We start from the raw sequence: 23,552 nt of genomic DNA on the forward strand, positions 1-23,552 counted from the left end.
GTCTCGAAACGGGGGGCGCAACATTAGCCGAAAGCCGGCCCCGTTTAAAGCGTTACAGCAAGGGTTTTATCGCCGGCCAGGCATTTTCCAGCAAGCGCTGCTGGGCCCCTAGTGCCGGATGGATGCCATCGGCCTGCATCAGCTCCGGCACGCCCCCTACGCCCTCGAGGAAAAACGGCACCAGCGGCACCTGTTTTTCCGCCGCCAACTGCTCATACACCTGGGCGAAGGCGGTGGTGTAACGCACACCGTAATTGGGCGGCAGGCGCATGCCCAACAGCACCACCTTGGCACCCGAGGCACGCGAGTGCTCGATCATCGAAGCAAGATTTTGTTGCAATTGCTCTGGAGGTTGCCCGCGCAGCCCATCGTTGCCACCCAACTCCAGCACCACAAGGCTCGGCTTGTGCGCTGCAAGCAGCGCCGGCAGGCGCGCCTGGCCGCCAGCGCTGGTGTCGCCGCTGATCGACGCATTGACCACCTGATCGTCGAAACCTTCGTCCTTGAGCCGGGTCTGCAACAGAGAGACCCAACCCTGGCGGGTATCCAGGCCAAAACCGGCGCTGATACTATCGCCGACAACCAGCAGTGTTCCCGCCACCGCGCTCTGGGCCAGGCAATACAAGGCCAGACCGGCACTCAACCACCACACTCGCATCGGATTCTCCATGGGCCCCAGCATTCTCGTTGCGCAGCACCTTAGCAAAGTGGTCCCCAGCGCGGAAGGCGACCTGACCATCCTCCACGCATTGTCCCTCGACCTTGCCCAGGGCGACAGCCTGGCCATCGTCGGCGCGTCGGGCTCAGGCAAGTCGACCCTGCTCGGGCTGCTTGCCGGCCTGGATCGCCCCAGCGCCGGCAAGGTCATCCTCGCCGGGCATGACCTGGGCCCGCTGGACGAGGACCAGCGCGCCCGGGTGCGCGCCGAGCACGTTGGCTTCGTGTTCCAGTCGTTCCAGCTGCTCGACAGCCTCAACGCACTGGAAAACGTCATGCTGCCACTGGAGCTGGACGGCCGTCGCGATGCCCGCGAACAGGCCCGCACCCTGCTCGAGCGCGTTGGCCTGGGCAAACGCCTGAGCCACACCCCACGCCAGCTGTCGGGCGGTGAACAGCAACGGGTGGCGATCGCCCGCGCATTCGCTGCACACCCCGCGGTGCTGTTCGCCGACGAGCCCACCGGCAATCTCGATAGCCACACCGGCGAGCGCATCAGCGACCTGCTGTTCGAACTGAACAAAGAGCGCGGCACCACCCTGGTTCTGGTTACCCATGATGAGCGCCTGGCTCGGCGCTGCCGTCGACTGATCCGCCTGGACGCAGGCCGCCTGGTGGCGCCGGTGGAGGCCTGATGACACACATGCCGCTGCCCCGCCTCTGCGGCCTGGCGCTGCGCCAGTTGCTGCGTGATATCCGCGCCAGCGAAGTACGCGTGCTGTTCTTCGCGCTGCTGGTAGCCGTAGCCGCCAGCACCGCCATCGGCTATTTCGGTGCCCGTCTCAACGGCGCCATGCAATTGCGCGCCAGCGAGTTTCTGGGTGCCGACCTGGTGCTGCAGGGCAGCGCCCCCGCCCGCGTCGAGCAGATCCAGGCCGGCAAGGCGCTGGGCTTGCGCCACGCCCAGGTGGTCGAATTCACCAGTGTGGTCGGCGGTGATGCCGGTATACAGCTGTCGAGCATCAAGGCTGCCGACCGTGCCTATCCCTTGCGCGGCCAGGTGCGCAGCGCCGCCACCCCCTATGCCGAGGAAACGCCCGGCGGCGGGCCGCCGCCGGGCGAGGCCTGGGTCGAACCACGCTTGCTGGCAGCGCTGGGGTTGAAGGTTGGCGACAGCATCGATGTCGGCATGAAGACCCTGCGCATGAGCCGCGTGCTGACCTACGAACCGGACCGCGCCAACAACTTCTACAGCCTGACGCCGCGGGTCATGATGAACCTGGCTGACCTGCAGGCAACCGGCGTGATTCAGCCCGGTAGCCGGGTCAGCTACCGTGACCTCTGGCGCGGCGACACCCAGGCCCTGGCCCAGTACCGCCAGGGCTTGGCAAAGGATCTGGCGGCCAACCAGCGCCTGCTCGATACCCGTGATGGCAACCGCCAGATCGGCGGCGCCCTGGGCAAGGCCGAACGCTACCTGAACATGGCCAGCCTGGTAGCCGTGCTGCTGGCGGGCGTGGCCGTGGCGTTATCGGCCAGCCGCTATGCGGCACGCCGCCTGGATGCCAGCGCATTGCTGCGCTGCCTGGGGCTCTCGCGTCACCAGGCGCTGGGCCTGTATTGCCTGCAACTGGCCATGCTTGGCCTGGTCGCGGCACTGGCAGGCGCCCTGCTCGGCTGGCTGGCTCAACTGGGCCTGTTCCGCCTGCTGCACGGTCTGCTACCGAGCGAGGTACCGCCCGCAGGCATCGTGCCAGCCCTGGCGGGCATCGCCACCGGCCTGGTCGCCCTCGCCGGGTTCGCGTTGCCGCCGATCGCCGCCCTGGGTCAGGTGCCACCGCTGCGGGTCCTGCGCCGCGACTTGTTGCCTGTACCGCCGAGCAGTTGGCTGGTGTATGGCGCCGCATTGTTCGCGTTGGGCCTGATCATGTGGCGCCTCAGTCTCGACCTGCTGCTGACGTTCGCCCTGCTCGGCGGCGGCCTGCTCGCGGCATTGCTGCTGGGCGGCCTGCTCCTGCTCGGCCTGCGCAGCCTGCGCCGGCTGCTGGTGGGCGCACCGCTGACCTGGCGCCTTGGTCTCGGCCAGCTGTTGCGCCACCCCATGGCAGCCGCCGGCCAGGCCCTGGCCTTTGGCCTGATCCTGCTGGCCATGGCGCTGGTCGCCTTGCTGCGCGCGGAACTGCTCGACACCTGGCAAGCGCAGTTGCCCAAGGACGCACCCAATCATTTCGCCCTGAACATTCTGCCCGACGATCGTGAGGCCTTTGCCCAGCGCCTGCATCAGGTGAATGCGGCGTCGGCACCGTTGTATCCGGTCACGCCCGGCAGGCTCGTCCAGATCAACGACCAGCCGGTGCGTCAAGTCGTCAGCAAGGACTCGGCCGGCGAGCGCGCAGTACAGCGCGACCTGAGCCTTACCTGGGCGGCCGACTTGCCCACGGGCAATAACCTGACGGCGGGCCAATGGTGGCAGGCGCTGCCGCCAGCGGGCGAAATCCCATGGGTTTCGGTGGAGGCCGAATTGGCCACAAGCCTGAAGCTGCAACTGGGCGACCTGCTGACCTTCGACATTGGCGGCGAGCAACGCCAGGCGCGCGTAAGCAGCCTGCGCAGTGTGCATTGGGACAGCTTCCAGCCGAACTTCTACATGATCTTCCAACCTGGCACCCTGCAGGGCCTGCCAACGACCTACCTCACCAGCTTCTATCTGGCGCCGGGTCATGACCTGGAGGTGGTAGCCCTGTCACGGGCCTTCCCGGCGGTTACCATCCTGCAGGTCGATGCCTTGCTGGGGCAGCTGCGCAGCATCCTCGCGCAGGTCACCCTGGCGGTCGAGTATGTGCTGATGTTCGTGCTGGCAGCGGGGCTGGCTGTGCTGTTCGCCGGCCTGCAAGCGACGCTGGATGAGCGAATTCGCCAGGGCGCCTTGTTACGCGCCCTCGGCGCAGCTCGGCCACTGTTGGTGAAGGCCCGGCGTATCGAGTTCGGACTGCTGGGTGCGGTCAGTGGCGCGCTGGCGGCGCTGGGCTGCGAGCTGATTACGCTGGTGCTGTATCGCTATGCGTTCGACCTGCCGTGGAGCCCGCATCCGTGGTTGCTGGTGCTGCCTGTGGTTGGGGCGCTGCTGGTAGGTGGGGCTGGGGTGCTGGGGACGCAGCGAGCTCTGAATGCCAGCCCGTTGGCGGTGTTGCGGGAAGGATAGGGGTTGCCTGGGCCGGCCTCATCGCCGGCAAGCCGGCTCCCACAGTGAAGTCAGCGCGGCCTTTGTGGGAGCAACTGTCTTGCTCAATTTCTAAATGCTGATGCGATTCCTGTGGGAGCCGGCTTGCCGGCGATGAGGCCAGTACAGACAACATCACCTCATTGCCCGTAGCTGATCCTGTTCACGTACCAGGTCGCCTCGCCCGTCGGTGTATGCACCACCACCTCGTCGCCCTCCTGTTTCTTGAGCAGGGCGCGGGCCATGGGCGAGTCGATCGAGATGTAGTCGTTGCGCCCATAGATCTCGTCATAGCCGACAATGCGAAACTTCATCGTTTCGCCCTCATCGTTCTCGATCTCGACCCACGCACCGAAGAACACCCTGCCCTCCTGTTGCGGCGAATAGGCCACCACCTTGACGTCCTCGAGGCGCTTGCGCAGGTAGCGGACCCGGCGGTCGATCTCGCGCAGCAGCTTCTTGTTGTACTGGTAGTCGGCATTTTCGCTGCGATCACCCAGCGAGGCCGCCCAGGCGACCTTCTGGGTGATTTCCGGGCGGTAAACACGCCAAAGGTGGTCCAGCTCCTTTTTCAGCGCCTCATGACCCTCGGCCGTGATGATATTGGTGCTCAACAGCTCGCTCCTCAGCGTCGGGTAATCAAGCCCTGACGCGCGATGCGGGTGAGATGACCGATCACCTGGGCAGCGTCTTGCGCGGCCGGTGCCTGGATCACTGCCAGGTCGAAACGGTCGTTGCCAAACTGCTCCAGGTCGCAAGCAGTTTCAGCAAACTGGATGAGGAAAGCGCGGGCCTGGCCCTTGCGCCGGGAAAGGCCTTCAAGGTGCCGCAATAGGGTAGGCTGATGCTGGCCACCGAGCAGGATGCGCGGTGTGCGGGAGGCCTGATGGACAGGCAGTGGGCTCAAACAGACACTGGTACGTGGGCAACTCATGGAGTTTCTCTCCGCCTCGCGAATCCCGCTGGGCAGCGGTGGGAGGCGTCACCGAACCAGCGCTTTAGCGGTATTTCGGATGACCTGGTGCCAGGGCTGTCCTGCGCCCCGCAAGTAGCTGTTTAAATCGGCGCAAGCGGTATCCTAGAGGCTCGAGCGACAAGCTGCAAGTAGACCTTGATCGCAGCCGGACGCCCGCTGGGCTGCAGTGCTCCGCCAACTGGCGAGGTCAGCGTTTGACCACCCTCTCCAGCACCGCCCGCTCACGGTTGAACGCCAGGAAGTACTTGTTCACGCTGTTGACGAAATTGACCGGCCCCATGCCCACCTGCTCCATGGCCACCCGCTCGGTCTGGAAGAACCATTGATTGCCATTGAGGCCACGCTTGCGGGCCTCGACACGCATGGCCTGGACCCGTTCGGGCCCAAGGTTGTAGGCCGCCAGGACGAAGGCCATGCGCTCGCGCTCGTTGATCTTCGGGCTGGCAAAGAACTTGCGCCGGATCAGCGCCAGGTAGCGGGCGCTGGCCTGGACATTGCCGTCGACCGTAGAGGTATTGCTGACGCCGACCCGCTGGGCAGCCGACGGGGTGATCTGCATCAGGCCGTGCGCACCGCCACTACCACGCGCCTGGGTATCGAGGGTCGACTCCTTGAAGGCCAGCGCGGCAAGGTTCAGCCAGTCGATCTGCTGCGCCTGGCCATGCTTCTGCAATACCGGGCGCAATGCCGCCAGCCGCTGGCGGTCCTTGCTGTCCAGGGGATTATGCACCCGGTACTGGCGCCGATAGATCCGTTCGAACGCCGCGTCCTGGTTCTCCGGGGCGCGATAGCCTTGCAGGTATCGGTCGACCGTCGCCAGCAACATGGTCGCGTCGCGACGTACATACCAGCGCATGGCTTGTGGCTGGCCCAGTTGCAGGCGACTGTCCAGGCGCAGGCGTGGCATTACCCGCGCCCAACGCTGGGCGATCGGTCGCTCGACCATGGTCAGGTGGTAGATGCCGGCCTGGACCATTTCCAGCACATCTTCCACCGCCAGGGTCGAGTCGACCCATTCGATCTTGATCGGCGGCCGCTTGCGCAATGCCAGCTGCTGGTTCAACTGCTGAATCAGCGCGCCCGCGGCGCTGGCACTGGTCAGCGCCACGGTGCGTCCGGACAACTGCTCGACACGGGTAAAACTCCGTTCTCCCTTGCGACCGACCAGCCACAATGGCACCTGATCCAGTAAAGGGGCGCTGCTGTTCACCCCACCCACCACTGCCGGATCCAGCAGCTCACCCGGTGCGGCAAGGTCGCCTTCGCCACGCTGCAACGCGCCCAGCAATTGCTCCTTGGCCCGGGGAATGAGTTGCAGGCGGATCTGCTGGCCATCGCCGGCGCGAGCGTTGAGGTAATGTTCAAGGCCACGCAAACGGTAGTACTCGATACCCACCGGCTCACCCTTGACCTCACCAGAGCTGTTGCGGCTCTGGTTGACCAGCACGCGCAACACTTTACTGGTGCGAATCTGATCAAGGTCTCGGACTTTGCTCGCAGGCACATGCTGCTGGGGCCCCGGCGGGCGTGCGTAGGCAGGACCGACAGCCGTCAGCCCGAGCATCAGCAACAGTGTCAGCAGGTATCGCAGCATGCGAAAACGTGTCCGAGGTCGGTGGGCGTTGTCCATGGGGTGCGAGAATTCTTGATAAATGACGCTAAAAGACCGCCACAACAGGCTGAAGTTCTTCGCTTTTTTCCGAATATCACGCTTTTTGCTATGCTGGCCGGCCCGCGGCACGAGGTAGCACCATGCAACTGATCGATATCGGCGTCAACCTGACCAACAGCAGTTTCCACGACCAGCAGGCAGCCATCGTCGAGCGCGCCATCGAGGCCGGCGTGGTGCAGATGGTCCTTACCGGCACCAGCCTGGCAGTCAGCGAACAGGCCCTGGAGCTGTGCCACCAGCTCGATGCCGACGGCCAGCACCTGTTCGCCACGGCCGGTGTCCACCCCCACGATGCCAAAACCTGGGATGCCGAGAGCGAGCGACAACTACGCCAATTGCTCGGTGAACCGCGTGTACGTGCCGTGGGCGAATGCGGGCTCGACTTCAACCGTGACTTCTCCCCTCGCCCACTGCAGGAAAAAGCCTTGCAGGCCCAGCTGGCGCTGGCAGCTGAGCTGCACCTGCCAGTATTCCTGCACGAGCGTGATGCCAGCGAGCGCCTGTTGGCCATCCTCAAGGATTACCGTGACCACTTGCCGGCGGCGGTGGTGCACTGTTTTACCGGTGAGCGCGAGGCACTGTTCGCCTACCTGGACATGGACCTGCACATCGGCATTACCGGCTGGATCTGCGATGAGCGCCGGGGCACGCACCTGCACCCGTTGGTGAGCAACATTCCCCAAGGGCGCCTGATGTTGGAGAGCGACGCGCCGTACCTGCTGCCACGCAGCCTGCGGCCGAAACCTAAAAACGGGCGCAACGAGCCGGCGTTCTTGCCCGAGGTGCTGCGCGAGGTGGCGCTGCACCGGGGAGAAAGCGTCGACGCCACGGCGGCGCATACCACTGAGACTGCCCGGTCGTTCTTCCAGCTTTCCTGAGCCAGACGACGAACGCGAAGCATCCGTTGATACACATCAAGGCTTCCCCGGTGTGAGCGGGCACAATGATGGCACCTTGCCAATACTGTTTCCGCTCAACTCAGAGAAGACCTACCCATGGGTGCCTGGCTTAGCAATATTTCCCTGAAGTACAAATTCTGGGCCGTCAACGCGGTGGCCTTTGTCACGACCCTGCTGCTGGTGCTGTATGCCGTGCACCTTGAGCAGCGTGCCCGAACCGACGCGGCGCAGGCACAGGCGCAGGCCCAGGCCGAGCTGCTGTCGGCATGGCCCATCGGCCAACCCCTGCCCCACCAGGCCAACCTGATTACCTGGCAGCCTGGCCAGGCTCCAAGCTTTGCCGGCGAAACCCTGGACGCCCTGCGCGATGCCCAAGGCTGGGTGGCCCTGCCCGCGGCCTGGATTCTGGGCGACAACCCACTGCGCGGCGCGCAGGTGCTACGCCATGGCGAGCAACACGTGGCTGTGCTGGCCCAGGCACCTAGCCTGCGCCAGGTGTTCCTCGAACGCTTCGCCAATTATGCCGTGTGTGTGCTGATCCTGATGCTGGCCATGCTCTGCGCCTCGCAGTTGCTGATCCGCTTCCTGCTGAGCCAGCTCAACACCCTCAAGGACGTGATGCTGCACGTGGAAAAGACCGGCGACCTGTCAGCCCGGGTGCCGTTGGCCAGCGGCGACGAAGTTGGCCAGATGGCCGGTGCCTTCAATGCCATGCAGGCCACCTACCACCGCGTGGTCGGCACCGTGGCCCGCACCGCCGCGCAACTCGACGCTGGCGCCGCCCGCCTGGCCGCGAGCATGAACGACGTGCGCCACGGCATGCTCGGCCAGCAGAGCGAAACCGACCAGGCTGCCACGGCCATCAACGAGATGTCGGCCACCGTGCACCATATCGCCCAGCATGCCGGCGCTACCCGTGACCTGTCGCAGACCGCCGACAACCTGGCCGGCAGCGGCAAGGACGTGGTCGGGCGGGTGCAGGACTCGATTGCCGGGCTGTCCAGCGGCGTGCAACAGACCGCCGAAATGATCCGCCAACTGGCCGATGACAGCCAGAAGATCAATGGCGTGGTCGGGGTGATCCACAGCATTGCCGAGCAGACCAACCTGCTGGCGCTCAACGCTGCCATCGAAGCTGCCCGCGCAGGCGACCTGGGCCGTGGTTTCGCCGTGGTGGCAGACGAAGTGCGCAACCTGGCCAGACGCGTGCAAAGCTCCACCGATGAAATCACCCATATGGTCGCCGACCTGCAGGCCGGCACCCGCGATGCGGTGGAGTTCATGCAGGAAAGCTCGTACAAGGCCGATGACTGCGTCCGCCAAGCCCAGGAAGCGGGCGCCGCGTTGGCCGAGATCACCGGTGCGGTCGCGCAGATGCGCGAGAGCAACACGCAAATCGCCGTGGCCGCCGAGCAGCAGAGCCAGGTGGCCGAGGAGATGAACCGCGCCGTGGTCAGTATTCGCGACGTCACCGAGCAGACCGTGCAGCAGACGATCGGTTCGGCCACCACCAGCAACGAGCTGGCGGCATTGGCTGGCGAGCTGAACAAGGCGATCGGCCAACTGAAGCTATAGTCACCATAGCCAGCCTTGATTGGCTGCCATCGAGCGGCAGCACTAAGCTTTGGGCATGACCGCGAGGAAATGCCCATGAACAAGCGACTGCCCAACTTGCCCGCCTGGCAATGGCGCGGCTATCACCACAACCACCGCCACCCGACCAACCTGGTGCTGCACCTGATTGCCGTACCGCTGTTCATTCTCGGCGTGCTGCTGGTGCTGTCCGGACTGTTCGCCCTGGACCTGGGGCAGATCGCCGTGGGCATCATTGCCCTGCTCGCGGGGCTGGGCCTGCAGCGCCAGGGCCATCGGCTGGAAGCAGAACAGCCAGAACCGTTCGCCGACCGCAAGGACGCCATGCAGCGGCTGCTGACCGAACAGTTCATCACCTTTCCTCGCTTTGTGCTTAGCGGCGCCTGGTGGAAGGCCTGGCGCGAACGGCACAAGCATCGGCATTGAAACCTATCGCCGGCAAGCCGGCTCCCACAGGTTGCTCGGAGGCTCTGAGCCTGTGCTGTACCTGTGGGAGCCGGCTTGCCGGCGATAGGGCCAACTCGCTCGTCAGGCAAACACAGTCACGGTCTGCCGACTCAACGCCAACAGTTCGCCTTCTGCTGTCCACAGCGCAGCCGCCGCATGTCCGTAGCCATCCCGGGCATGTTCGGTCTCGACACAGTAACGGCACCAGTCCAAGGTCGACAACGACGCAACCGGCTGGATGAATTCGATGGTCCAGGTCAGCGTGCTACCCGCGGCAGGCTGCTTGAGAAATGGCATCAGGCTCGGTGGCCAGGCATCCACCAAGGCCAGCAGGTGAGCCTCGTTGACCTGCTCCTCGGCCACATCCCGCAGCCGCACCCATCCCCCCATCTGACGTGACTGATTGCCACTGAATGGCAACCCGCCGACCGCCCAGCGCAAGGCAACATGACGCATGAATTCGGGGGTGACGCCCTTGATATAGGGAAGCTCGGGAGCCGCCTGCTCAAGCGGTTTCATCTCCATGGCCGGCAACGCCGGCACCTCGACCACCGATGGCCGTCCCGCGCCAAAATTACCCTGCACCAACGTCACCACCTGGCCCTCCTGGACAGCGCGGCCCAGCAGAGTGCTGACCGCCTTGCCCTCGCGCAGCACCTCGACCTCGAAGCGGGTTGGCACGTCTGGTGCCGCAGGCGCAACGAAACTGATGGCCAGGGAGCGCACAGGACGGTTATCGGAGAGTTTCTGGCGCATGGCCTGGTAGACCATGGCCGCCATCAGGCCACCGAAGGCGGCACGCCCCTGGGCCCAGTTAGCCGGAATGCAGACCCCTTCGGGGTTTTCCTGCACGGCGTCGAGCAGTTGATTGAAGTTCATGGGCCGGCTCCTGCATACGGCAATAGGTGTCTGCCCATACTATCCAGCCTGGCGCGCTCGATCAGCCCGCATATCGGTCATTTGCCGGGCTTGCGCCGCTCCAGCGCAGCCTGCAACGCTGCCAGCGTGGCATCTGACTTGCCTTCAGCCTCATGCAGCTCTTGCTCCCAATCGGCCTTGCACGGCGCCAGATCGGCGTGTTCACGTGCCTGCAGCAGCCATTGCAGGCGGTCATGCCAGTTGCCCAGGTCACCCTGAGCCTTTTTCAGCAGGCCCTGCAGTTTCGGGCCCGCATGCTCGAGTTGCGGATAAGCCTGGTCGCCATAGCGCACACGCTTGATCAACAAACGCAAGCGATGGCGATCATGGGCGGGGTCCTGCAAGGCTTTGAGCAGCGTGCGCCATTGCTTTACCAGGCGCTTGTCGACGCGCTTGCCCAACGACTTGGCCAGGCCTTCGCGCCCCGCGGCGCGCAAGAACAGCGGAAACGCATCGAGGATTGCCAGCACCCTGTCCAACTGGGGGCTAGCGGCCACACTGGCAAAGGTCGTGGCGCGACCTTCGAGGCGATGCTGCGCTGCGCCGTCAAGACCTCGATTGCTCAATTCGGCCGCCAGCACCTCACGATCGCGCAAAGGCGTCGTCAGGGTCCCAAGGGCCTTTGCCGCATCCTCCAACTGCTCGACCCCAGGCAGCTCGCCCAGCGGCCGCAACAGGCTGCGCAGACGTCGCACACCGATGCGAAGGTCATGCAGCGCCTCGCTGTCGGTATCGGCAGCCAGGCGCTCGCGGCAGGCCAGCAGGCGCACCTGCAAGGCCAGGATCTGGGCAACCACATGATCGAGCATGGCAGACATACGACGCTCCTCGGTCAGCGCCCGGCGCGCGACTCACGAATGTAGAAACGCGCCTTCTCAGCTTTATGGGTGCAACCTTCGAAGCCTTCGAACTGCTGCTGGGTCTTGGCCCCGGTCAGCAGCGACAAGGCCTTGGAGTAACTGACCGTACCGGCAAAACCTTCAGCCTTGGCCAGGTCGAGTTCCTTCCAGGCGGCATCCAGCTGCGTCGCGCAGCTATCACGGTAGGCCGTCTTGCCCGCGCAGCCAGCCAGGGCCAGGGCAATCAGAGGAAGGGAAATCCAGGCTTTCATCAGGGGTACCTCAATGGTTGAAATAGGAGTGGCTGTTCGACGCTCGGGCACCCGAAAAGTGCCGCTTCCGGCCTGCTTTGCCTAGAGTCTACATTGAAGCACAGGCAACGCTCGGTGCATTGTAGGACCATGGTTGCACAGCGCGGGGGGCAGATCATGAGCAAACGTGTAGCACTGGTGTTGGGATCGGGGGGCGCCCGGGGCTACGCCCACATCGGCGTGATCGAGGAAATCGAGCGGCGCGGCTACGACATCGCCTGTATCGCCGGTTGCTCCATGGGCGCGGTCATTGGCGGTATCTACGCAGCAGGCAAGCTTGAGGAGTACCGTAACTGGATCGAAAGCCTGGACTACCTGGATGTATTGCGCCTGGTCGACGTCAGCTTCCGCCTCGGCGCGATTCGGGGTGACAAGGTGTTTGGCCAGATTCGCAAGATCGTCGGCGAGATCAACATCGAGCAATTGCGCATTCCCTACACAGCCGTGGCCACTGACCTGACCCACCAACAGGAAATCTGGTTCCAGGAAGGCTGCCTGCATCAGGCCATGCGCGCTTCGGCGGCGATTCCGAGCCTGTTCACCCCGGTGATGCAGGGTAACCGCATGCTGGTCGACGGCGGCATTCTCAATCCGTTGCCGATCGTGCCGGTGGTGTCCAGCCATTGCGACCTGATCATTGCGGTCAACCTCAACTCCACCAACCAGAAACAGTACCAGTTACCGGTGATCGAACGGCCGGCGGCGTTCAAGATGCGCTTCGATGCCCTGCTCAGCTCGCTGGGTTCGCGCCTGCCGTTCCGGCGCAAGCCCGCCGAGGAGCTGATCCGCATCGAGCAGGAGATCGTCGCCGAAGGGTTGGCGCCACCCAACCCCTGGTTGGCCGACGCGGCTGATCCTGCAAACCAGCAACCGGCGGCGGCGCCGGAAAGCGAGGGGGCACCGAAGTCTGCCACCGGGTCGTTCATCATCGACAACGTCGGGCCGGCTTCGCTGCTGGACCTGATCAACCAGAGTTTCGAGGTGATGCAGACGTCGCTGGCACAGTACAAGATCGCGGGGTATCCGCCGGATGTGCTGATCAACGTGCCCAAGCGGGTATGCCGATTTTTCGAGTTCTACAAGGCGCCGGAGCTGATTGCCCTGGGGCGGGAGATTGCGCGGGATACGCTGGATAACTATGAGGGGGAGAAGCGTTAATCTTTGTTCGCCTGTGCTGGCCCTTTCGCGGGACAAGCCCGCTCCCACAGGGACTGCACCGGCATCGAGAACAGCAACAGACTACCTGTGGGAGCCGGCTTGCCGGCTCCCACAGGAATCGCGAGAGCTTTGGGGTTTACACCAACCTGAGAAACGAAACAGGCCGCATTACGCGGCCTGTTTCGTTACCAGACAACCACTCAGTAGCGCGTGATGTCCGCGCTGCCTTCCAGCTGCTTGCGGTACGCCGCGAAGTCCTGCTGGCCAGCACGCGAAGCGAGGTAGCGGCGGATCTGCTGCTTCTCCTCATCGCTGGCGGACGCGCCTTCGTTGACGCCCTTGAGCTGCAGCACGACCAGGCTGCCATCGGCCAGGACCACACTGCCATACTCCGGCTTGTCCTTGGCTTGTGGCTTGGCAAGGCGGAACAGCGCCTGCAGCTCGGCGGGGTCGATGCCCTCCTGGCCGCGGGTGACCGCTTCGTAGGCCTTCCAGTTCTGACCATCCTGGCTCGCAGTGAGCGGGATCGAACCGTCACGCAGGCCGGCGATCAGCTTGTCCGCCTTGGCCTTGAGCTCGGCGGTCGCCTTCTCTTTGGCCAGGTGATCGCGGATGTTCTTGGCCACGGCTTCCAGCGGCATCTGCTCAGGCTTGCGGTGCTCCTTGACGCGCAGCACCACGGTGGTTTCCGGGTCCAGCTCGATGGCGGTACTGTTGGCAGCCTCCTCCAGCACTTCCTCGGAGAATGCAGCCTGGATCACGCCACGGTTGGCCGTAATGCCTTCACCCCCCTCACGCCCGAAAGGCGCCGAGGTATGTACCTTGAGGTTCAGGTCCTGGGCCGGCTGGGCCAGGTCTGCAGCCTCGTAGGCGGCGTCCTGCAGTTGCTTGGCGGCATCGACATAACGCTGCTCGACCAGCGGCATTTTCAGGTCGTGGGTCAGCTTGTCCTTCAGGCTGGCGAAGCTCGGTACTTCAGGCGCCTGCTTACCCAACAGCTTGATCAGGTGATAGCCGAAATCGGTGCGCACCGGCGCCGATACCTGCCCGTCGTTAAGCTTGTACAGGGCGCTTTCAAATGCCGGGTCGTACACGCCTGGGCCTGCAAAACCAAGGTCACCACCGTTGTTGGCGGAACCTGGGTCCTGGGAGAACTCCTTGGCCAGCGTGGCAAAGTCTTCACCTTTGGCCAGGCGTTGCTCGACCTCTGCGATGCGGGCCTTGGCCTGGTCATCGGTGACCTTGTCGTTGACCTCGATGAGGATGTGCGCCGCGTGGCGCTGCTCGCCGAGGTTGGCGATTTCCTTCTCGTACTGGGCCTTGAGCGCTTCGTCAGAGACCTTGACCTGGTCGAAGAAGGCCGACTTCTTCAGCTCGACGTAGTCGATGACCACTTGGTCAGGGGTCATGAACTCCTTGGCGTGCTGGTCATAGTGCGCCTTGATCTCGTCATCGCTCACCTGAACCGCAGCCGGGTTGGCCTTGAGGGTCAGAGAGGCGAAATCGCGGGTCTGGTTTTCCAGGCGGGCAAACGCATCGACTTGTTGGTCGGTGACGAAGCTGCTGCCAGCGATACCGGTGCGCAGCTGGCCGATCAGCATTTCTTCGGCAAGCATGTCGCGAAATTGCATACGGCCATAGCCCATCTGGCGGATGACCTGGTCGAAGCGGTCGGCATCGAACTTGCCATCGACCTGGAACTCAGGGGTCTGCAGGATCACTTGATCCAGCGCGGCCTCCGAGAAGGCGAACTTGGCGTCTTCAGCACCCTGCAACAGCAGTTTGCGGTCGATCAGCCCTTTGAGCGCGGCTTCGCGCAGCAGCTTTTCGTCCAGCATTGCCGGGTCGAAATCCTTGCCCAGCTGTTGCATCAGCTGGCGGCGCTGCATGTCAGCCGCTTGGCTCAGCTCGTTCTGGCTGATGGTTTGCCCGTTCACCTTGGCGGCGTCCTGGCTATGGGTAGCAGCCTGGAAAATGGCTTCGAAGCCGGTCAACGCCATCAGCACGACGATGAGGCCGATGATGGTCTTGGCAATCCAACCTTGTGAATTGTCCCTGATATTTTGCAGCATGCGTCCCCCAGAAACGGCTGTACCACTGCGTCGACAACCGCGGAGCGTGGGTAGAATCCTGATAAAAGAAAGGCGCATCCGAGGATGCGCCTTTTCTTAGCAAACGTGTCAGGCGGGAACGTTTGCGGCCCGCCATCAGCGTGCTCGGACCCGGCCAGGCCAGGTCCGGCTGAAAGACGACTTAGTTGACGGCGTCTTTCAGGCCTTTGCCAGCCTTGAAGCCTGGAACCTTGGCGGCAGCAATCTTGATCGCATTGCCGGTTTGCGGGTTACGGCCGGTGCGCTCTGCGCGCTCCTTCACCGAGAAGGTACCGAAGCCAACCAGGACGACATCGTCGCCTGCTTTCAGGGCACCGGTCACGGAGTCGATCACAGCATCCAGAGCCTTGCCGGCGGCAGCCTTGGAAATGTCAGCCGATGCAGCGATAGCGTCAATCAGTTCCGACTTGTTCACTCTAAGTCCCCTTATTTCTCTATTGAGTTTGTTTCTAAGTATGTAATGAAAAGCTTATGAAACGTGCGCTGGGTGGCTTGTTGACAATAGCGTGCCGCTTTATAGCAAGGCCCCGAAAAAACTGTCAAGGAAAGCCCCCCGAGCAAAAACTGCTAATGCGTGCTGATTCTTTCCTTAGCATCGCCGTCGCGCTTTTCTTCTTTCGCGACAATCTCAGGAGCCACATCTGGCAAGGGCTCCGGGGCGTATTGCAGCGCAATTTGCAGGACTTCGTCAATCCATTTGACCGGTTTGATCTGAAGATCCTGTTTGATATTTTCCGGAATTTCCTTCAAATCGCGAACATTCTCCTCCGGAATGATCACCGTCTTGATTCCACCACGGTGCGCTGCCAGCAGTTTTTCCTTCAGCCCGCCAATCGCCAGAACCTGCCCACGCAGGGTGATTTCGCCGGTCATGGCGACATCTGCGCGCACTGGAATCTGCGTCAGCGCCGAGACCAGCGCGGTGCACATGCCGATACCGGCACTCGGGCCATCTTTCGGCGTAGCACCTTCGGGCATGTGGATGTGCACGTCGTGCTTCTCGTGGAAGTCGGCGGCAATGCCCAGGCTGCGGGCGCGGCTACGGACCACGGTCTGTGCAGCAGTGATGGATTCGACCATGACATCGCCGAGCGATCCAGTCTTGATCAGCTGGCCCTTGCCGGGGATAACCACCGACTCGATGGTCAGCAGCTCGCCACCCACCTGGGTCCAGGCCAGGCCGGTCACCTGGCCGATCTGGTCCTGCTGTTCAGCCAGGCCGTAACGGAACTTGCGAATGCCCAGCAGATGCTCGAGCTGCTCGCTGGTGACCTTGACCTTCACCTGCTTCTGCCCGGTGTGCTCCTTGACCACCTTGCGGCAGACCTTGGCGATTTGCCGCTCAAGGCCACGCACACCCGCCTCACGGGTGTAGTAACGGATGATGTCGCGAATCGCCGAGACGTCGATCTCCAGCTCTTCCTTCTTCAGTCCGTTGGCCTTGACCTGCTTGGGCGTCAGGTACTTGACCGCGATGTTGATCTTCTCGTCTTCGGTGTAACCCGGCAGGCGGATGACTTCCATCCGATCGAGCAGCGCCGGCGGAATGTTCATCGAGTTCGAGGTGCACAGGAACATCACGTCCGAGAGGTCGTAATCGACTTCCAGGTAGTGGTCATTGAAATTGTGGTTCTGCTCGGGGTCGAGTACCTCCAGCAGCGCCGACGCGGGGTCACCACGCATGTCGCTGCCCATCTTGTCGATCTCGTCGAGCAGGAACAGCGGGTTGCGCACACCCACCTTGGTCATCTTCTGGATCAGACGGCCCGGCATGGAACCGATGTAGGTACGCCGGTGGCCACGGATCTCGGCCTCGTCACGCACGCCACCGAGGGCCATGCGAACGAACTTGCGGTTGGTCGCCGAAGCGATCGACTCGGCCAGCGAGGTCTTGCCGACGCCGGGCGGGCCGACCAGGCACAGCACCGGACCGCGGATTTTCTTGACGCGCTTCTGCACCGCGAGGTACTCGAGAATGCGTTCCTTGACCTCTTCCAGGCCATAGTGGTCGGCATCGAGGATTTCCTCGGCCTTGGCCAGGTCCAGGCGCACCTTGCTCTGCGCCTTCCACGGTACCTGCACGAGCCAGTCGAGGTAGGAGCGCACCACGGTCGCTTCGGCCGACATCGGCGACATCTGCTTGAGCTTGTTCAGCTCGGCTTGAGCCTTGGCCAAGGCATCCCTGGGCAGGCCAGCAGCTTCGATGCGCTTTTTCAGCTCTTCGACTTCGTTGTGGCCTTCGTCACCGTCACCGAGCTCTTTCTGAATGGCCTTCATCTGCTCATTCAGGTAGTACTCGCGCTGGCTGCGCTCCATCTGCTTCTTGACCCGGCCGCGGATGCGCTTTTCAACCTGCAGCAGGTCGATTTCGGCGTCCAGCAGGGCCAGTACGTGCTCGACGCGGGTCGACAGATCGACGATCTCGAGGATCTCTTGCTTCTGCTCGATCTTCAGCGCCATGTGCGCGGCCATGGTGTCGACCAGACGCCCTGGTTCTTCGATGCTGTTCAGCGAAGACAGCACTTCGGCCGGGACCTTCTTGCCCAACTGCACGTACTGCTCGAATTGCGACAGCAGGGTGCGCACGAACACTTCCGATTCGCGCTCGGCGGCATCGGTTTCGTCGATCAGGGAGACTTCGGCACGGATGTGCCCTTCTACTTCGCTGAACCGCTCGACGGCACCGCGTTGCTCACCCTCGACCAGCACCTTGACGGTGCCATCGGGCAGCTTGAGCAGTTGCAAGACGGTCGCGACGGTACCGACCCGGTACAGGGCATCTTCGCCTGGATCGTCGTCGGCTGGATTCTTCTGGGCCAGCAGGAGGATCTGCTTTTCGCCCGTCATCGCCGCCTCGAGGGCTTCGATTGACTTTTCACGCCCCACAAACAGCGGGATGACCATGTGCGGATAAACAACGACATCGCGCAATGGCAAGAGAGGCAAGTCGAGGGTGGTCTTCATGATTTCGCCTCTACAGCGGCCTTATGGCCGGAAACCGGTGGAAATGATGCTTGGACCTAATGTGGGGGCACGCCTGGGAAATTACAAGCGCTTGCATAGGAAAAGCAGAAAGGGGCCCGTAGGCCCCCTCCTCTTTGCAACCAGTACCCAACGTTCGCCTGAATCAGGCGTCAGGTGCGGCCTTGGCTTGCGGCTCGCTGTTCTCGTAGATCAGCAGCGGCTTCGACGTGCCTTCGATGACGCTCTCGTCGATCACCACCTTGCTGACTTCCTTCTGCGAAGGAATCTCGTACATGGTGTCGAGCAGCACGCCTTCGAGGATCGAACGCAGGCCACGGGCGCCAGTCTTGCGCTCCAGGGCCCTGCGTGCGACGGCCTTGAGGGCATCACTGCGGAACTCGAGGTCCACGCTTTCCATCTCGAACAGCTTAGCATACTGCTTGGTCAAGGCGTTCTTAGGCTCGGTGAGGATTTGCATCAGCGCCGCCTCATCCAGCTCGTCGAGGGTCGCCAGGACCGGCAGACGGCCGACGAACTCGGGGATCAGGCCAAACTTGACCAGATCGTCCGGCTCGACTTCGCGCAGCGATTCACCGACCTTCTTGCCCTCTTCCTTGCTGCGCACTTCGGCGCCAAAACCGATGCCACCCTTGGTGGAGCGATTCTGGATGACCTTTTCCAGGCCCGAGAAGGCGCCACCGCAGATGAACAGGATATTGCGGGTATCGACCTGCAGGAATTCCTGTTGCGGGTGCTTACGACCGCCTTGCGGCGGTACGGAGGCCACGGTGCCTTCGATCAGCTTCAGTAACGCCTGCTGCACGCCTTCGCCCGAGACATCACGGGTAATGGACGGGTTGTCCGACTTGCGCGAGATCTTGTCGATCTCGTCGATGTAGACAATGCCCATCTGGGCCTTTTCCACGTCGTAGTCGCACTTTTGCAGCAGTTTCTGAATGATGTTCTCGACGTCCTCACCCACATAACCGGCTTCGGTCAGGGTGGTGGCATCGGCAATGGTGAACGGTACATTCAACAGGCGTGCAAGGGTTTCGGCGAGCAGGGTCTTGCCCGAGCCCGTAGGCCCGATGAGCAGGATGTTGCTCTTGCCGAGTTCGACTTCGTCACCCTTCTTGTCACGCTGGTTCAGGCGCTTGTAGTGGTTATACACCGCTACGGACAGCACCTTCTTGGCGCGCTCCTGACCAATTACGTACTGGTCCAGGATGCCGCTGATTTCTTTCGGCGAAGGCAATTTGTGCGCGCTGCTCTCGGCCTGGGCTTCCTGCACCTCCTCACGGATGATGTCGTTGCACAGGTCGACGCACTCGTCGCAGATAAATACCGAGGGCCCGGCAATCAGTTTGCGCACTTCGTGCTGGCTTTTGCCGCAGAAGGAGCAATAAAGCAATTTGCCGCTGTCCTCGCCGTTACGGGTGTCAGTCATTCGATCGATCCAATCCGGTAGGCTTGCAACACAAGATGAAGGCAATTGCGGGCTTTTTCAAGTCCGCAGGTAGGCGCTTTCGGCGCCTACCTGCTCTGGCACCTAGGTTCAGGAGACCAGTTGCCGCTTGTCGTAGACCGAGTCGATCAGGCCGTACTCGGCCGCGCGCGAGGCGCTCATGAAGTTGTCACGCTCGGTGTCGCGTTTGATGGTCTCAAGCTCCTGGCCGGTGTGGTAGGCCAGCAGCTCGTTCAGGCGCGCCTTGATGTTGAGAATTTCCTGGGCGTGGATCTCGATATCGGTGGCCTGGCCCTGGAAGCCGCCCAGTGGCTGGTGGATCATCACGCGCGAGTTCGGCAGGCAGTGGCGCTTGCCCTTGGCACCTGCGGCCAAGAGGAAGGCGCCCATGCTGCAGGCCTGACCGATGCAGATGGTCGAGACATCTGGCTTGATGAACTGCATGGTGTCGTAGATCGACATGCCAGCAGTGACCGAGCCGCCTGGGGAGTTGATGTACAGATGGATGTCCTTGTCCGGGTTTTCCGCTTCAAGGAACAGCAGCTGCGCCACTACCAGGTTGGCCATGTAGTCCTCTACCGGGCCAACCAGGAAGATCACACGCTCCTTCAACAGGCGCGAGTAGATGTCGTAGGCACGTTCGCCACGGGCGGACTGCTCGATAACCATCGGGACCAGGCCGCCTGCGGCCTGGATGTCAGAGCTCTGCTGAATATAAGAATTGCGGGACATGTCCTGCGCTCACTCCCAAATAGTCATGGCTTGAATACGCACAAGCCAGCGCGAAGGCTGGCTTGTGGGGGTTTCCTACGAGAGAAACGTATTACTCAGCTTCGGCAGGCGCCTGTGCTGGCTTTACGGCATCTTCGTACGAGACCGATTTGTCGGTCACAGTCGCTTTCTGCAGAACAGTATCTACAACTTGTTCTTCCAGCACAACCGAACGGACTTCGTTCAGCTGCTGGTCGTTCTTGTAGTACCAGGAGATGACCTGCTCAGGCTCTTGGTAAGCCGAAGCCATTTCCTCGATCATCTCGCGAACCTTGGCGTCGTCCGGCTTCAGCTCGAACTGCTTGACCACTTCTGCGACGATCAGGCCCAGCACCACACGGCGCTTGGCTTGCTCTTCGAACAGCTCGGCCGGCAGTTGCTCAGGCTTGATGTTGCCGCCGAACTGCTGAACAGCCTGCACGCGCAGACGGTTGACTTCGTTCTCCAGCAGGGCCTTAGGCACTTCGATCGGGTTGGCGGCCAGCAGACCGTCCATGACCTGGTTCTTGACCTTGGTCTTGATCGCCTGACGCAGCTCACGCTCCATGTTCTTGCGAACTTCGGCGCGGAAGCCTTCCAGGGTCGATTCCTTGATGCCGAACTGGGCGAAGAATTCTTCGTTCAGTTCTGGCAGCTGAGGGGCCGACACGCTGTTGACGGTGATGGTGAACTCGGCGGCCTTGCCGGCCAGGTCCAGGTTCTGATAGTCCTCAGGGAAGGTCACGTTGACAACGCGCTCTTCGCCTGCCTTGGCGCCTACCAGGCCGTCTTCGAAGCCTGGGATCATGCGGCCGGAGCCCAGTACCAGCTGGGTGCCCTTGGCCGAACCACCGGCGAAGGCTTCGCCGTCGATCTTGCCGACGAAGTCGATGTTGACCTGGTCGTCTTTCTCGGCGGCGCGCTCAACGGCCTCGAAGCGGACGTTCTGCTTGCGCAGCACTTCCAGCATGTTGTCCAGGTCGGCATCGGCCACTTCGGCGCTCAGGCGCTCGACCTTGATCGACTCCAGGCCAGCAACGGTGAACTCTGGGAATACTTCGAAGATAGCGACGAATTCCAGGTCCTTGCCCTTTTCGAAGGACTTCGGCTCGACGGCCGGAGCACCAGCCGGGTTCAGCTTCTGCTCGACGATGGCTTCGTAGAAGGAAGCCTGAACCAGGTCACCGAAGGCTTCCTGACGGGCATCGGCTTCGAAACGCTGGCGGATCACGCTCATCGGCACTTTGCCTGGGCGGAAGCCCGCGACTTTGGCGCGCTTGGCAGTCTGCTGCAGACGCTTGTTGACTTCGTTCTCGACGCGCTCGGCCGGAACGGCGATGGTCATGCGGCGCTCGAGAGCGGAAGTGTTTTCAACAGAAACTTGCATGGATATTCCTCGTTGCACAGACGTTAGCCGGCGATAGCCCGACTCCAGAATCAAGGGCAAGCATTCTAGTGAGTCACGCAGCAGAAGTCACCCCACTCGGGACGACGGGAAACTACGCCGGTCGATTAGCTTCAAAGGCCCGCACGGCGTGCCGCCGGGCCTCTTTATATAAGTAAGCTGCACAGCGCCTCAGGCGACGCGCAGCCGAAATACCTTGTCAAACAACTGCAGCCTGCGAAAACGCCGTTATTGCGGGTCGATTTCGTTGAACTGACAGTACTCTTCCCACTCCATGCCCAGCGCCTCGGCCACCTCGCGATGGGTTTCCAGGCGCATGGCCTGAAGCTGCTCGGGGCTTTCGGCGATCAGTTGCAGCGCCAGCTCCCAGGGCTGGATGCCCTGCTCATCGGCTGCATCCTCGAATGCCCACTCGATCTGCTGGGCCTGCTCGCGCGCATCGAGCTCGCGGATTTCTTCGAGCAGTTGCGGGTTCGCTTCGGCGAATCGCTGCAGCGCCAGGGCCTGGCGGGCTTCTTTAGCAATCATGGGGTAATTCCTCTACCGGCCTACTGGCCGGCGTTTCAACCGGCTGAAATCTATCAGCTTTTATTGGGGCGCCACCAGAGGATTACAAGGGCTGCGCGCATTCCTACGCAACCATAAGAAGCAGCCTCTGTCATCGCATGTCCCGCACCGCTTGAATGGAGTACCTTTTTTGGTACACTTCAATGAGCGAAAACCCACCTTCACTGGAAGTCTGCTTTTACCGAACCCAAGCAGGCAACGAGCCCGTCCGCGACTGGCTGACCTCCCTACCCTGCGACCAGAAGCGAATGATTGGGATCGAGATAAAGACGATCCAGCTTGGATGGCCACTCGGCATGCCCCTGGTAAGAAAGCTGGAAAAAGATCTATGGGAAGCGAGAGTCAACCTGGGCAACACCATAGCGCGCGTGCTGTTTACCGTATCCGGCAACCAGATGGCCCTGCTCCATGGCTTTATCAAAAAAAGCCAGAAGACACCGGAAAACGAACTGCAAACCGCCCGACAACGCAAATCGGCCCTGGAGAGAAACAAACAATGACCCCCCATATCGGCTCCAACTTCGACGATTTCCTCTCCGAACAAAGCCTGACAGAAGAGGTCACCGCCGCCGCGCTCAAGCGCGTGATTGCCTGGCAGATCGCAGAAGCCATGAAGTCCCAGAAGGTAACCAAGAAAATTCTGGCAGAACGCATGCACACCAGCCGCACCGCGGTAGACCGAGCACTGGACCAGAACGACCCGGGCATGACCCTTGCCACCCTGGCAAGCGCCGCTCGCGCGCTAGGGCAACGAGTTGAAGTGCGCCTGGTCCCCGAGCACAGCACCACCCAGCCCTGAGCCGGGCAATCTACAGAAAAGCAAAAGGGCAGCCCATGGGCTGCCCTTTTTGTCGTCATGCCCTGAAAAATTTGAGGGCACGCCCGCTAGATGGTGCGGACGAAGAGACTCGAACTCTTACAGCTTGCGCCGCTGGAACCTAAATCCAGTGTGTCTACCAATTCCACCACGTCCGCGCGAGGCAGAAAAAACAAAGGCGCCTGATTATACAATCAAGGCGCCTTCGAAGAATATGGGGTGGACGATGGGAATCGAACCCACGACAACTGGAATCACAATCCAGCGCTCTACCAACTGAGCTACGCCCACCATATTGCGGTCTTGCGATGCTGCGGTACTGCCTTTACAGAAACATGGTGCGGACGAAGAGACTCGAACTCTTACAGCTTGCGCCGCTGGAACCTAAATCCAGTGTGTCTACCAATTTCACCACGTCCGCGTAGCGCTTAAAACAAAGGCGCCAGATCTACAATCAAGGCGCCTTTGAAGAATATGGGGTGGACGATGGGAATCGAACCCACGACAACTGGAATCACAATCCAGCGCTCTACCAACTGAGCTACGCCCACCATATCGCTAAACAGCCTTACTTGCTTGCCCATGCGGCCTAATGGCGCACCCGGCAGGACTCGAACCTGCGACCATCCGCTTAGAAGGCGGATGCTCTATCCAGCTGAGCTACGGGCGCATAAGCTTAAAGCCTAACCGAACGAGCGACAAACCACTCATTCTGCCCGACTTAGCCAACCAGTGCTAGGCTGTGCCCGACAAGTGCGGCGAATCTTATAGGCGAGCCGGTAG

Annotated in this window: 22 protein-coding genes and 5 tRNA genes; 8 read left to right on the plus strand and 19 right to left on the minus strand. The window is 62.1% G+C overall.

Annotation, left to right across the window (positions count from 1 at the left end; translation table 11 throughout):
• Nucleotides 1-52: 52 nt before the first annotated feature.
• Nucleotides 53-658, minus strand: coding sequence for an arylesterase (locus tag ACIPZB_RS23645; protein WP_400642968.1), 606 nt, complete (start codon nt 656-658; stop codon nt 53-55).
• Between the two features lie 10 nt (nt 659-668).
• Between ACIPZB_RS23645 and ACIPZB_RS23650 the strand changes: the two genes are divergently transcribed.
• Together ACIPZB_RS23650 and ACIPZB_RS23655 are read left to right on the plus strand one after the other, a co-directional pair.
• On the plus strand, nt 669-1,352 hold the full coding sequence (locus ACIPZB_RS23650; protein WP_008095536.1) for an ABC transporter ATP-binding protein: 684 nt from the start codon (nt 669-671) through the stop codon (nt 1,350-1,352).
• Complete coding sequence (locus ACIPZB_RS23655) at nt 1,352-3,859, plus strand: ABC transporter permease (protein ID WP_400642969.1); 2,508 nt, start codon at nt 1,352-1,354, stop codon at nt 3,857-3,859. Before ACIPZB_RS23650 ends, ACIPZB_RS23655 begins: the two co-directional genes overlap by 1 nt.
• A 158-nt stretch (nt 3,860-4,017) precedes the next feature.
• Here the strand turns inward: ACIPZB_RS23655 and greB are convergent, their stop codons facing one another.
• The 3 genes from greB to ACIPZB_RS23670 form a co-directional block, all read right to left on the minus strand.
• Nucleotides 4,018-4,491 (minus strand): transcription elongation factor GreB, encoded by a 474-nt coding sequence (gene greB, locus ACIPZB_RS23660; RefSeq protein WP_400642970.1) that lies wholly within the window; start codon nt 4,489-4,491, stop codon nt 4,018-4,020.
• 11 nt (nt 4,492-4,502) lie between these two features.
• On the minus strand, nt 4,503-4,811 hold the full coding sequence (locus ACIPZB_RS23665; RefSeq protein WP_400642971.1) for a hypothetical protein: 309 nt from the start codon (nt 4,809-4,811) through the stop codon (nt 4,503-4,505).
• 229 nt (nt 4,812-5,040) lie between these two features.
• The gene (locus tag ACIPZB_RS23670; protein ID WP_400642972.1) at nt 5,041-6,447 is read right to left on the minus strand and encodes a transglycosylase SLT domain-containing protein; all 1,407 of its coding nucleotides are present in this window, start codon (nt 6,445-6,447) and stop codon (nt 5,041-5,043) included.
• A gap of 158 nt (nt 6,448-6,605) precedes the next feature.
• On the opposite strand from ACIPZB_RS23670, the gene ACIPZB_RS23675 reads away from it, so the two are divergent.
• From ACIPZB_RS23675 to ACIPZB_RS23685, 3 genes are all read left to right on the plus strand, one after another.
• Nucleotides 6,606-7,403, plus strand: coding sequence for a TatD family hydrolase (locus ACIPZB_RS23675; RefSeq protein WP_400642973.1), 798 nt, complete (start codon nt 6,606-6,608; stop codon nt 7,401-7,403).
• 117 nt (nt 7,404-7,520) lie between these two features.
• Entirely contained in the window at nt 7,521-8,999 is a 1,479-nt protein-coding gene (locus ACIPZB_RS23680) for a methyl-accepting chemotaxis protein (RefSeq protein ID WP_400642974.1), read from the plus strand.
• Nucleotides 9,000-9,074: 75 nt separating this feature from the next.
• Nucleotides 9,075-9,443, plus strand: a complete 369-nt coding sequence (locus ACIPZB_RS23685; RefSeq protein WP_400642975.1) for an Mpo1-like protein — start codon at nt 9,075-9,077, stop codon at nt 9,441-9,443.
• Between the two features lie 102 nt (nt 9,444-9,545).
• Here ACIPZB_RS23685 and ACIPZB_RS23690 read toward each other — a convergent pair whose 3' ends face one another.
• The 3 genes from ACIPZB_RS23690 to ACIPZB_RS23700 form a co-directional block, all read right to left on the minus strand.
• A complete protein-coding gene (locus tag ACIPZB_RS23690; protein WP_400642976.1) occupies nt 9,546-10,343 on the minus strand; it encodes an acyl-CoA thioesterase in 798 nt (265 codons plus the stop codon).
• A 77-nt stretch (nt 10,344-10,420) separates the two neighbouring features.
• On the minus strand, nt 10,421-11,200 hold the full coding sequence (locus ACIPZB_RS23695; RefSeq protein ID WP_400642977.1) for a CHAD domain-containing protein: 780 nt from the start codon (nt 11,198-11,200) through the stop codon (nt 10,421-10,423).
• A gap of 14 nt (nt 11,201-11,214) precedes the next feature.
• Nucleotides 11,215-11,493: a hypothetical protein gene (locus ACIPZB_RS23700; RefSeq protein ID WP_016394418.1), complete on the minus strand. Its 279-nt coding sequence runs from the start codon at nt 11,491-11,493 to the stop codon at nt 11,215-11,217.
• 156 nt (nt 11,494-11,649) lie between these two features.
• On the opposite strand from ACIPZB_RS23700, the gene ACIPZB_RS23705 reads away from it, so the two are divergent.
• Nucleotides 11,650-12,690 (plus strand): patatin-like phospholipase family protein, encoded by a 1,041-nt coding sequence (locus tag ACIPZB_RS23705; protein WP_043273707.1) that lies wholly within the window; start codon nt 11,650-11,652, stop codon nt 12,688-12,690.
• Nucleotides 12,691-12,890: 200 nt separating this feature from the next.
• Here the strand turns inward: ACIPZB_RS23705 and ACIPZB_RS23710 are convergent, their stop codons facing one another.
• From ACIPZB_RS23710 to ACIPZB_RS23740, 7 genes are all read right to left on the minus strand, one after another.
• The gene (locus ACIPZB_RS23710) at nt 12,891-14,762 is read right to left on the minus strand and encodes a SurA N-terminal domain-containing protein (RefSeq protein WP_400642978.1); all 1,872 of its coding nucleotides are present in this window, start codon (nt 14,760-14,762) and stop codon (nt 12,891-12,893) included.
• A 181-nt stretch (nt 14,763-14,943) separates the two neighbouring features.
• Nucleotides 14,944-15,216 (minus strand): nucleoid-associated protein HU-beta, encoded by a 273-nt coding sequence (hupB, locus tag ACIPZB_RS23715; RefSeq protein WP_008097930.1) that lies wholly within the window; start codon nt 15,214-15,216, stop codon nt 14,944-14,946.
• A 152-nt stretch (nt 15,217-15,368) separates the two neighbouring features.
• A complete protein-coding gene (lon, locus tag ACIPZB_RS23720; protein WP_400642979.1) occupies nt 15,369-17,765 on the minus strand; it encodes an endopeptidase La in 2,397 nt (798 codons plus the stop codon).
• Between the two features lie 163 nt (nt 17,766-17,928).
• The gene (gene clpX, locus ACIPZB_RS23725) at nt 17,929-19,212 is read right to left on the minus strand and encodes an ATP-dependent Clp protease ATP-binding subunit ClpX (protein WP_008097935.1); all 1,284 of its coding nucleotides are present in this window, start codon (nt 19,210-19,212) and stop codon (nt 17,929-17,931) included.
• Nucleotides 19,213-19,320: 108 nt separating this feature from the next.
• Nucleotides 19,321-19,962: an ATP-dependent Clp endopeptidase proteolytic subunit ClpP gene (clpP, locus tag ACIPZB_RS23730; RefSeq protein ID WP_008097937.1), complete on the minus strand. Its 642-nt coding sequence runs from the start codon at nt 19,960-19,962 to the stop codon at nt 19,321-19,323.
• A 91-nt stretch (nt 19,963-20,053) separates the two neighbouring features.
• Nucleotides 20,054-21,367, minus strand: coding sequence for a trigger factor (tig, locus tag ACIPZB_RS23735; protein ID WP_400642980.1), 1,314 nt, complete (start codon nt 21,365-21,367; stop codon nt 20,054-20,056).
• A gap of 246 nt (nt 21,368-21,613) precedes the next feature.
• On the minus strand, nt 21,614-21,913 hold the full coding sequence (locus ACIPZB_RS23740; RefSeq protein ID WP_400642981.1) for a DUF6388 family protein: 300 nt from the start codon (nt 21,911-21,913) through the stop codon (nt 21,614-21,616).
• Nucleotides 21,914-22,095: 182 nt separating this feature from the next.
• Between ACIPZB_RS23740 and ACIPZB_RS23745 the strand changes: the two genes are divergently transcribed.
• Both ACIPZB_RS23745 and ACIPZB_RS23750 read left to right on the plus strand, forming a co-directional pair.
• On the plus strand, nt 22,096-22,452 hold the full coding sequence (locus ACIPZB_RS23745; protein ID WP_400642982.1) for a type II toxin-antitoxin system RelE/ParE family toxin: 357 nt from the start codon (nt 22,096-22,098) through the stop codon (nt 22,450-22,452).
• Nucleotides 22,449-22,751, plus strand: a complete 303-nt coding sequence (locus ACIPZB_RS23750) for a Fis family transcriptional regulator (RefSeq protein ID WP_400642983.1) — start codon at nt 22,449-22,451, stop codon at nt 22,749-22,751. The genes ACIPZB_RS23745 and ACIPZB_RS23750 overlap by 4 nt, the downstream gene beginning before the upstream one ends.
• 91 nt (nt 22,752-22,842) lie before the next feature.
• Here the strand turns inward: ACIPZB_RS23750 and ACIPZB_RS23755 are convergent.
• From ACIPZB_RS23755 to ACIPZB_RS23775, 5 genes are all read right to left on the minus strand, one after another.
• Nucleotides 22,843-22,927 (minus strand) — tRNA-Leu (locus ACIPZB_RS23755).
• A 57-nt stretch (nt 22,928-22,984) separates the two neighbouring features.
• Nucleotides 22,985-23,060, minus strand: a tRNA-His gene (locus ACIPZB_RS23760).
• Between the two features lie 45 nt (nt 23,061-23,105).
• Nucleotides 23,106-23,190, minus strand: a tRNA-Leu gene (locus ACIPZB_RS23765).
• Nucleotides 23,191-23,244: 54 nt separating this feature from the next.
• Nucleotides 23,245-23,320: transfer RNA gene (locus tag ACIPZB_RS23770), tRNA-His, on the minus strand.
• Nucleotides 23,321-23,362: 42 nt separating this feature from the next.
• Nucleotides 23,363-23,439: transfer RNA gene (locus ACIPZB_RS23775), tRNA-Arg, on the minus strand.
• Between the last annotated feature and the right edge of the window lie 113 nt (nt 23,440-23,552).

Source organism: Pseudomonas sp. NPDC089396 (assembly GCF_044749545.1).
In the GTDB taxonomy this organism is placed as follows: domain Bacteria; phylum Pseudomonadota; class Gammaproteobacteria; order Pseudomonadales; family Pseudomonadaceae; genus Aquipseudomonas.

What these genes read in the sequence shown, in the direction of transcription:
- clpP (WP_008097937.1), bottom strand. Translation starts at nt 19,962, where the DNA reads ATGTCCCGCAATTCTTATATTCAGCAGAGCTCTGACATCCAGGCCGCA.
- ACIPZB_RS23670 (WP_400642972.1), bottom strand. Translation starts at nt 6,447, where the DNA reads ATGCTGCGATACCTGCTGACACTGTTGCTGATGCTCGGGCTGACGGCT.
- ACIPZB_RS23695 (WP_400642977.1), bottom strand. Translation starts at nt 11,200, where the DNA reads ATGTCTGCCATGCTCGATCATGTGGTTGCCCAGATCCTGGCCTTGCAG.
- ACIPZB_RS23740 (WP_400642981.1), bottom strand. Translation starts at nt 21,913, where the DNA reads ATGATTGCTAAAGAAGCCCGCCAGGCCCTGGCGCTGCAGCGATTCGCC.
- lon (WP_400642979.1), bottom strand. Translation starts at nt 17,765, where the DNA reads ATGAAGACCACCCTCGACTTGCCTCTCTTGCCATTGCGCGATGTCGTT.
- ACIPZB_RS23680 (WP_400642974.1), top strand. Translation starts at nt 7,521, where the DNA reads ATGGGTGCCTGGCTTAGCAATATTTCCCTGAAGTACAAATTCTGGGCC.
- ACIPZB_RS23750 (WP_400642983.1), top strand. Translation starts at nt 22,449, where the DNA reads ATGACCCCCCATATCGGCTCCAACTTCGACGATTTCCTCTCCGAACAA.
- ACIPZB_RS23710 (WP_400642978.1), bottom strand. Translation starts at nt 14,762, where the DNA reads ATGCTGCAAAATATCAGGGACAATTCACAAGGTTGGATTGCCAAGACC.
- clpX (WP_008097935.1), bottom strand. Translation starts at nt 19,212, where the DNA reads ATGACTGACACCCGTAACGGCGAGGACAGCGGCAAATTGCTTTATTGC.
- ACIPZB_RS23675 (WP_400642973.1), top strand. Translation starts at nt 6,606, where the DNA reads ATGCAACTGATCGATATCGGCGTCAACCTGACCAACAGCAGTTTCCAC.
- ACIPZB_RS23690 (WP_400642976.1), bottom strand. Translation starts at nt 10,343, where the DNA reads ATGAACTTCAATCAACTGCTCGACGCCGTGCAGGAAAACCCCGAAGGG.
- ACIPZB_RS23700 (WP_016394418.1), bottom strand. Translation starts at nt 11,493, where the DNA reads ATGAAAGCCTGGATTTCCCTTCCTCTGATTGCCCTGGCCCTGGCTGGC.
- ACIPZB_RS23745 (WP_400642982.1), top strand. Translation starts at nt 22,096, where the DNA reads ATGAGCGAAAACCCACCTTCACTGGAAGTCTGCTTTTACCGAACCCAA.
- ACIPZB_RS23650 (WP_008095536.1), top strand. Translation starts at nt 669, where the DNA reads ATGGGCCCCAGCATTCTCGTTGCGCAGCACCTTAGCAAAGTGGTCCCC.
- ACIPZB_RS23705 (WP_043273707.1), top strand. Translation starts at nt 11,650, where the DNA reads ATGAGCAAACGTGTAGCACTGGTGTTGGGATCGGGGGGCGCCCGGGGC.
- ACIPZB_RS23685 (WP_400642975.1), top strand. Translation starts at nt 9,075, where the DNA reads ATGAACAAGCGACTGCCCAACTTGCCCGCCTGGCAATGGCGCGGCTAT.
- ACIPZB_RS23655 (WP_400642969.1), top strand. Translation starts at nt 1,352, where the DNA reads ATGACACACATGCCGCTGCCCCGCCTCTGCGGCCTGGCGCTGCGCCAG.
- ACIPZB_RS23645 (WP_400642968.1), bottom strand. Translation starts at nt 658, where the DNA reads ATGCGAGTGTGGTGGTTGAGTGCCGGTCTGGCCTTGTATTGCCTGGCC.
- tig (WP_400642980.1), bottom strand. Translation starts at nt 21,367, where the DNA reads ATGCAAGTTTCTGTTGAAAACACTTCCGCTCTCGAGCGCCGCATGACC.
- ACIPZB_RS23665 (WP_400642971.1), bottom strand. Translation starts at nt 4,811, where the DNA reads ATGAGTTGCCCACGTACCAGTGTCTGTTTGAGCCCACTGCCTGTCCAT.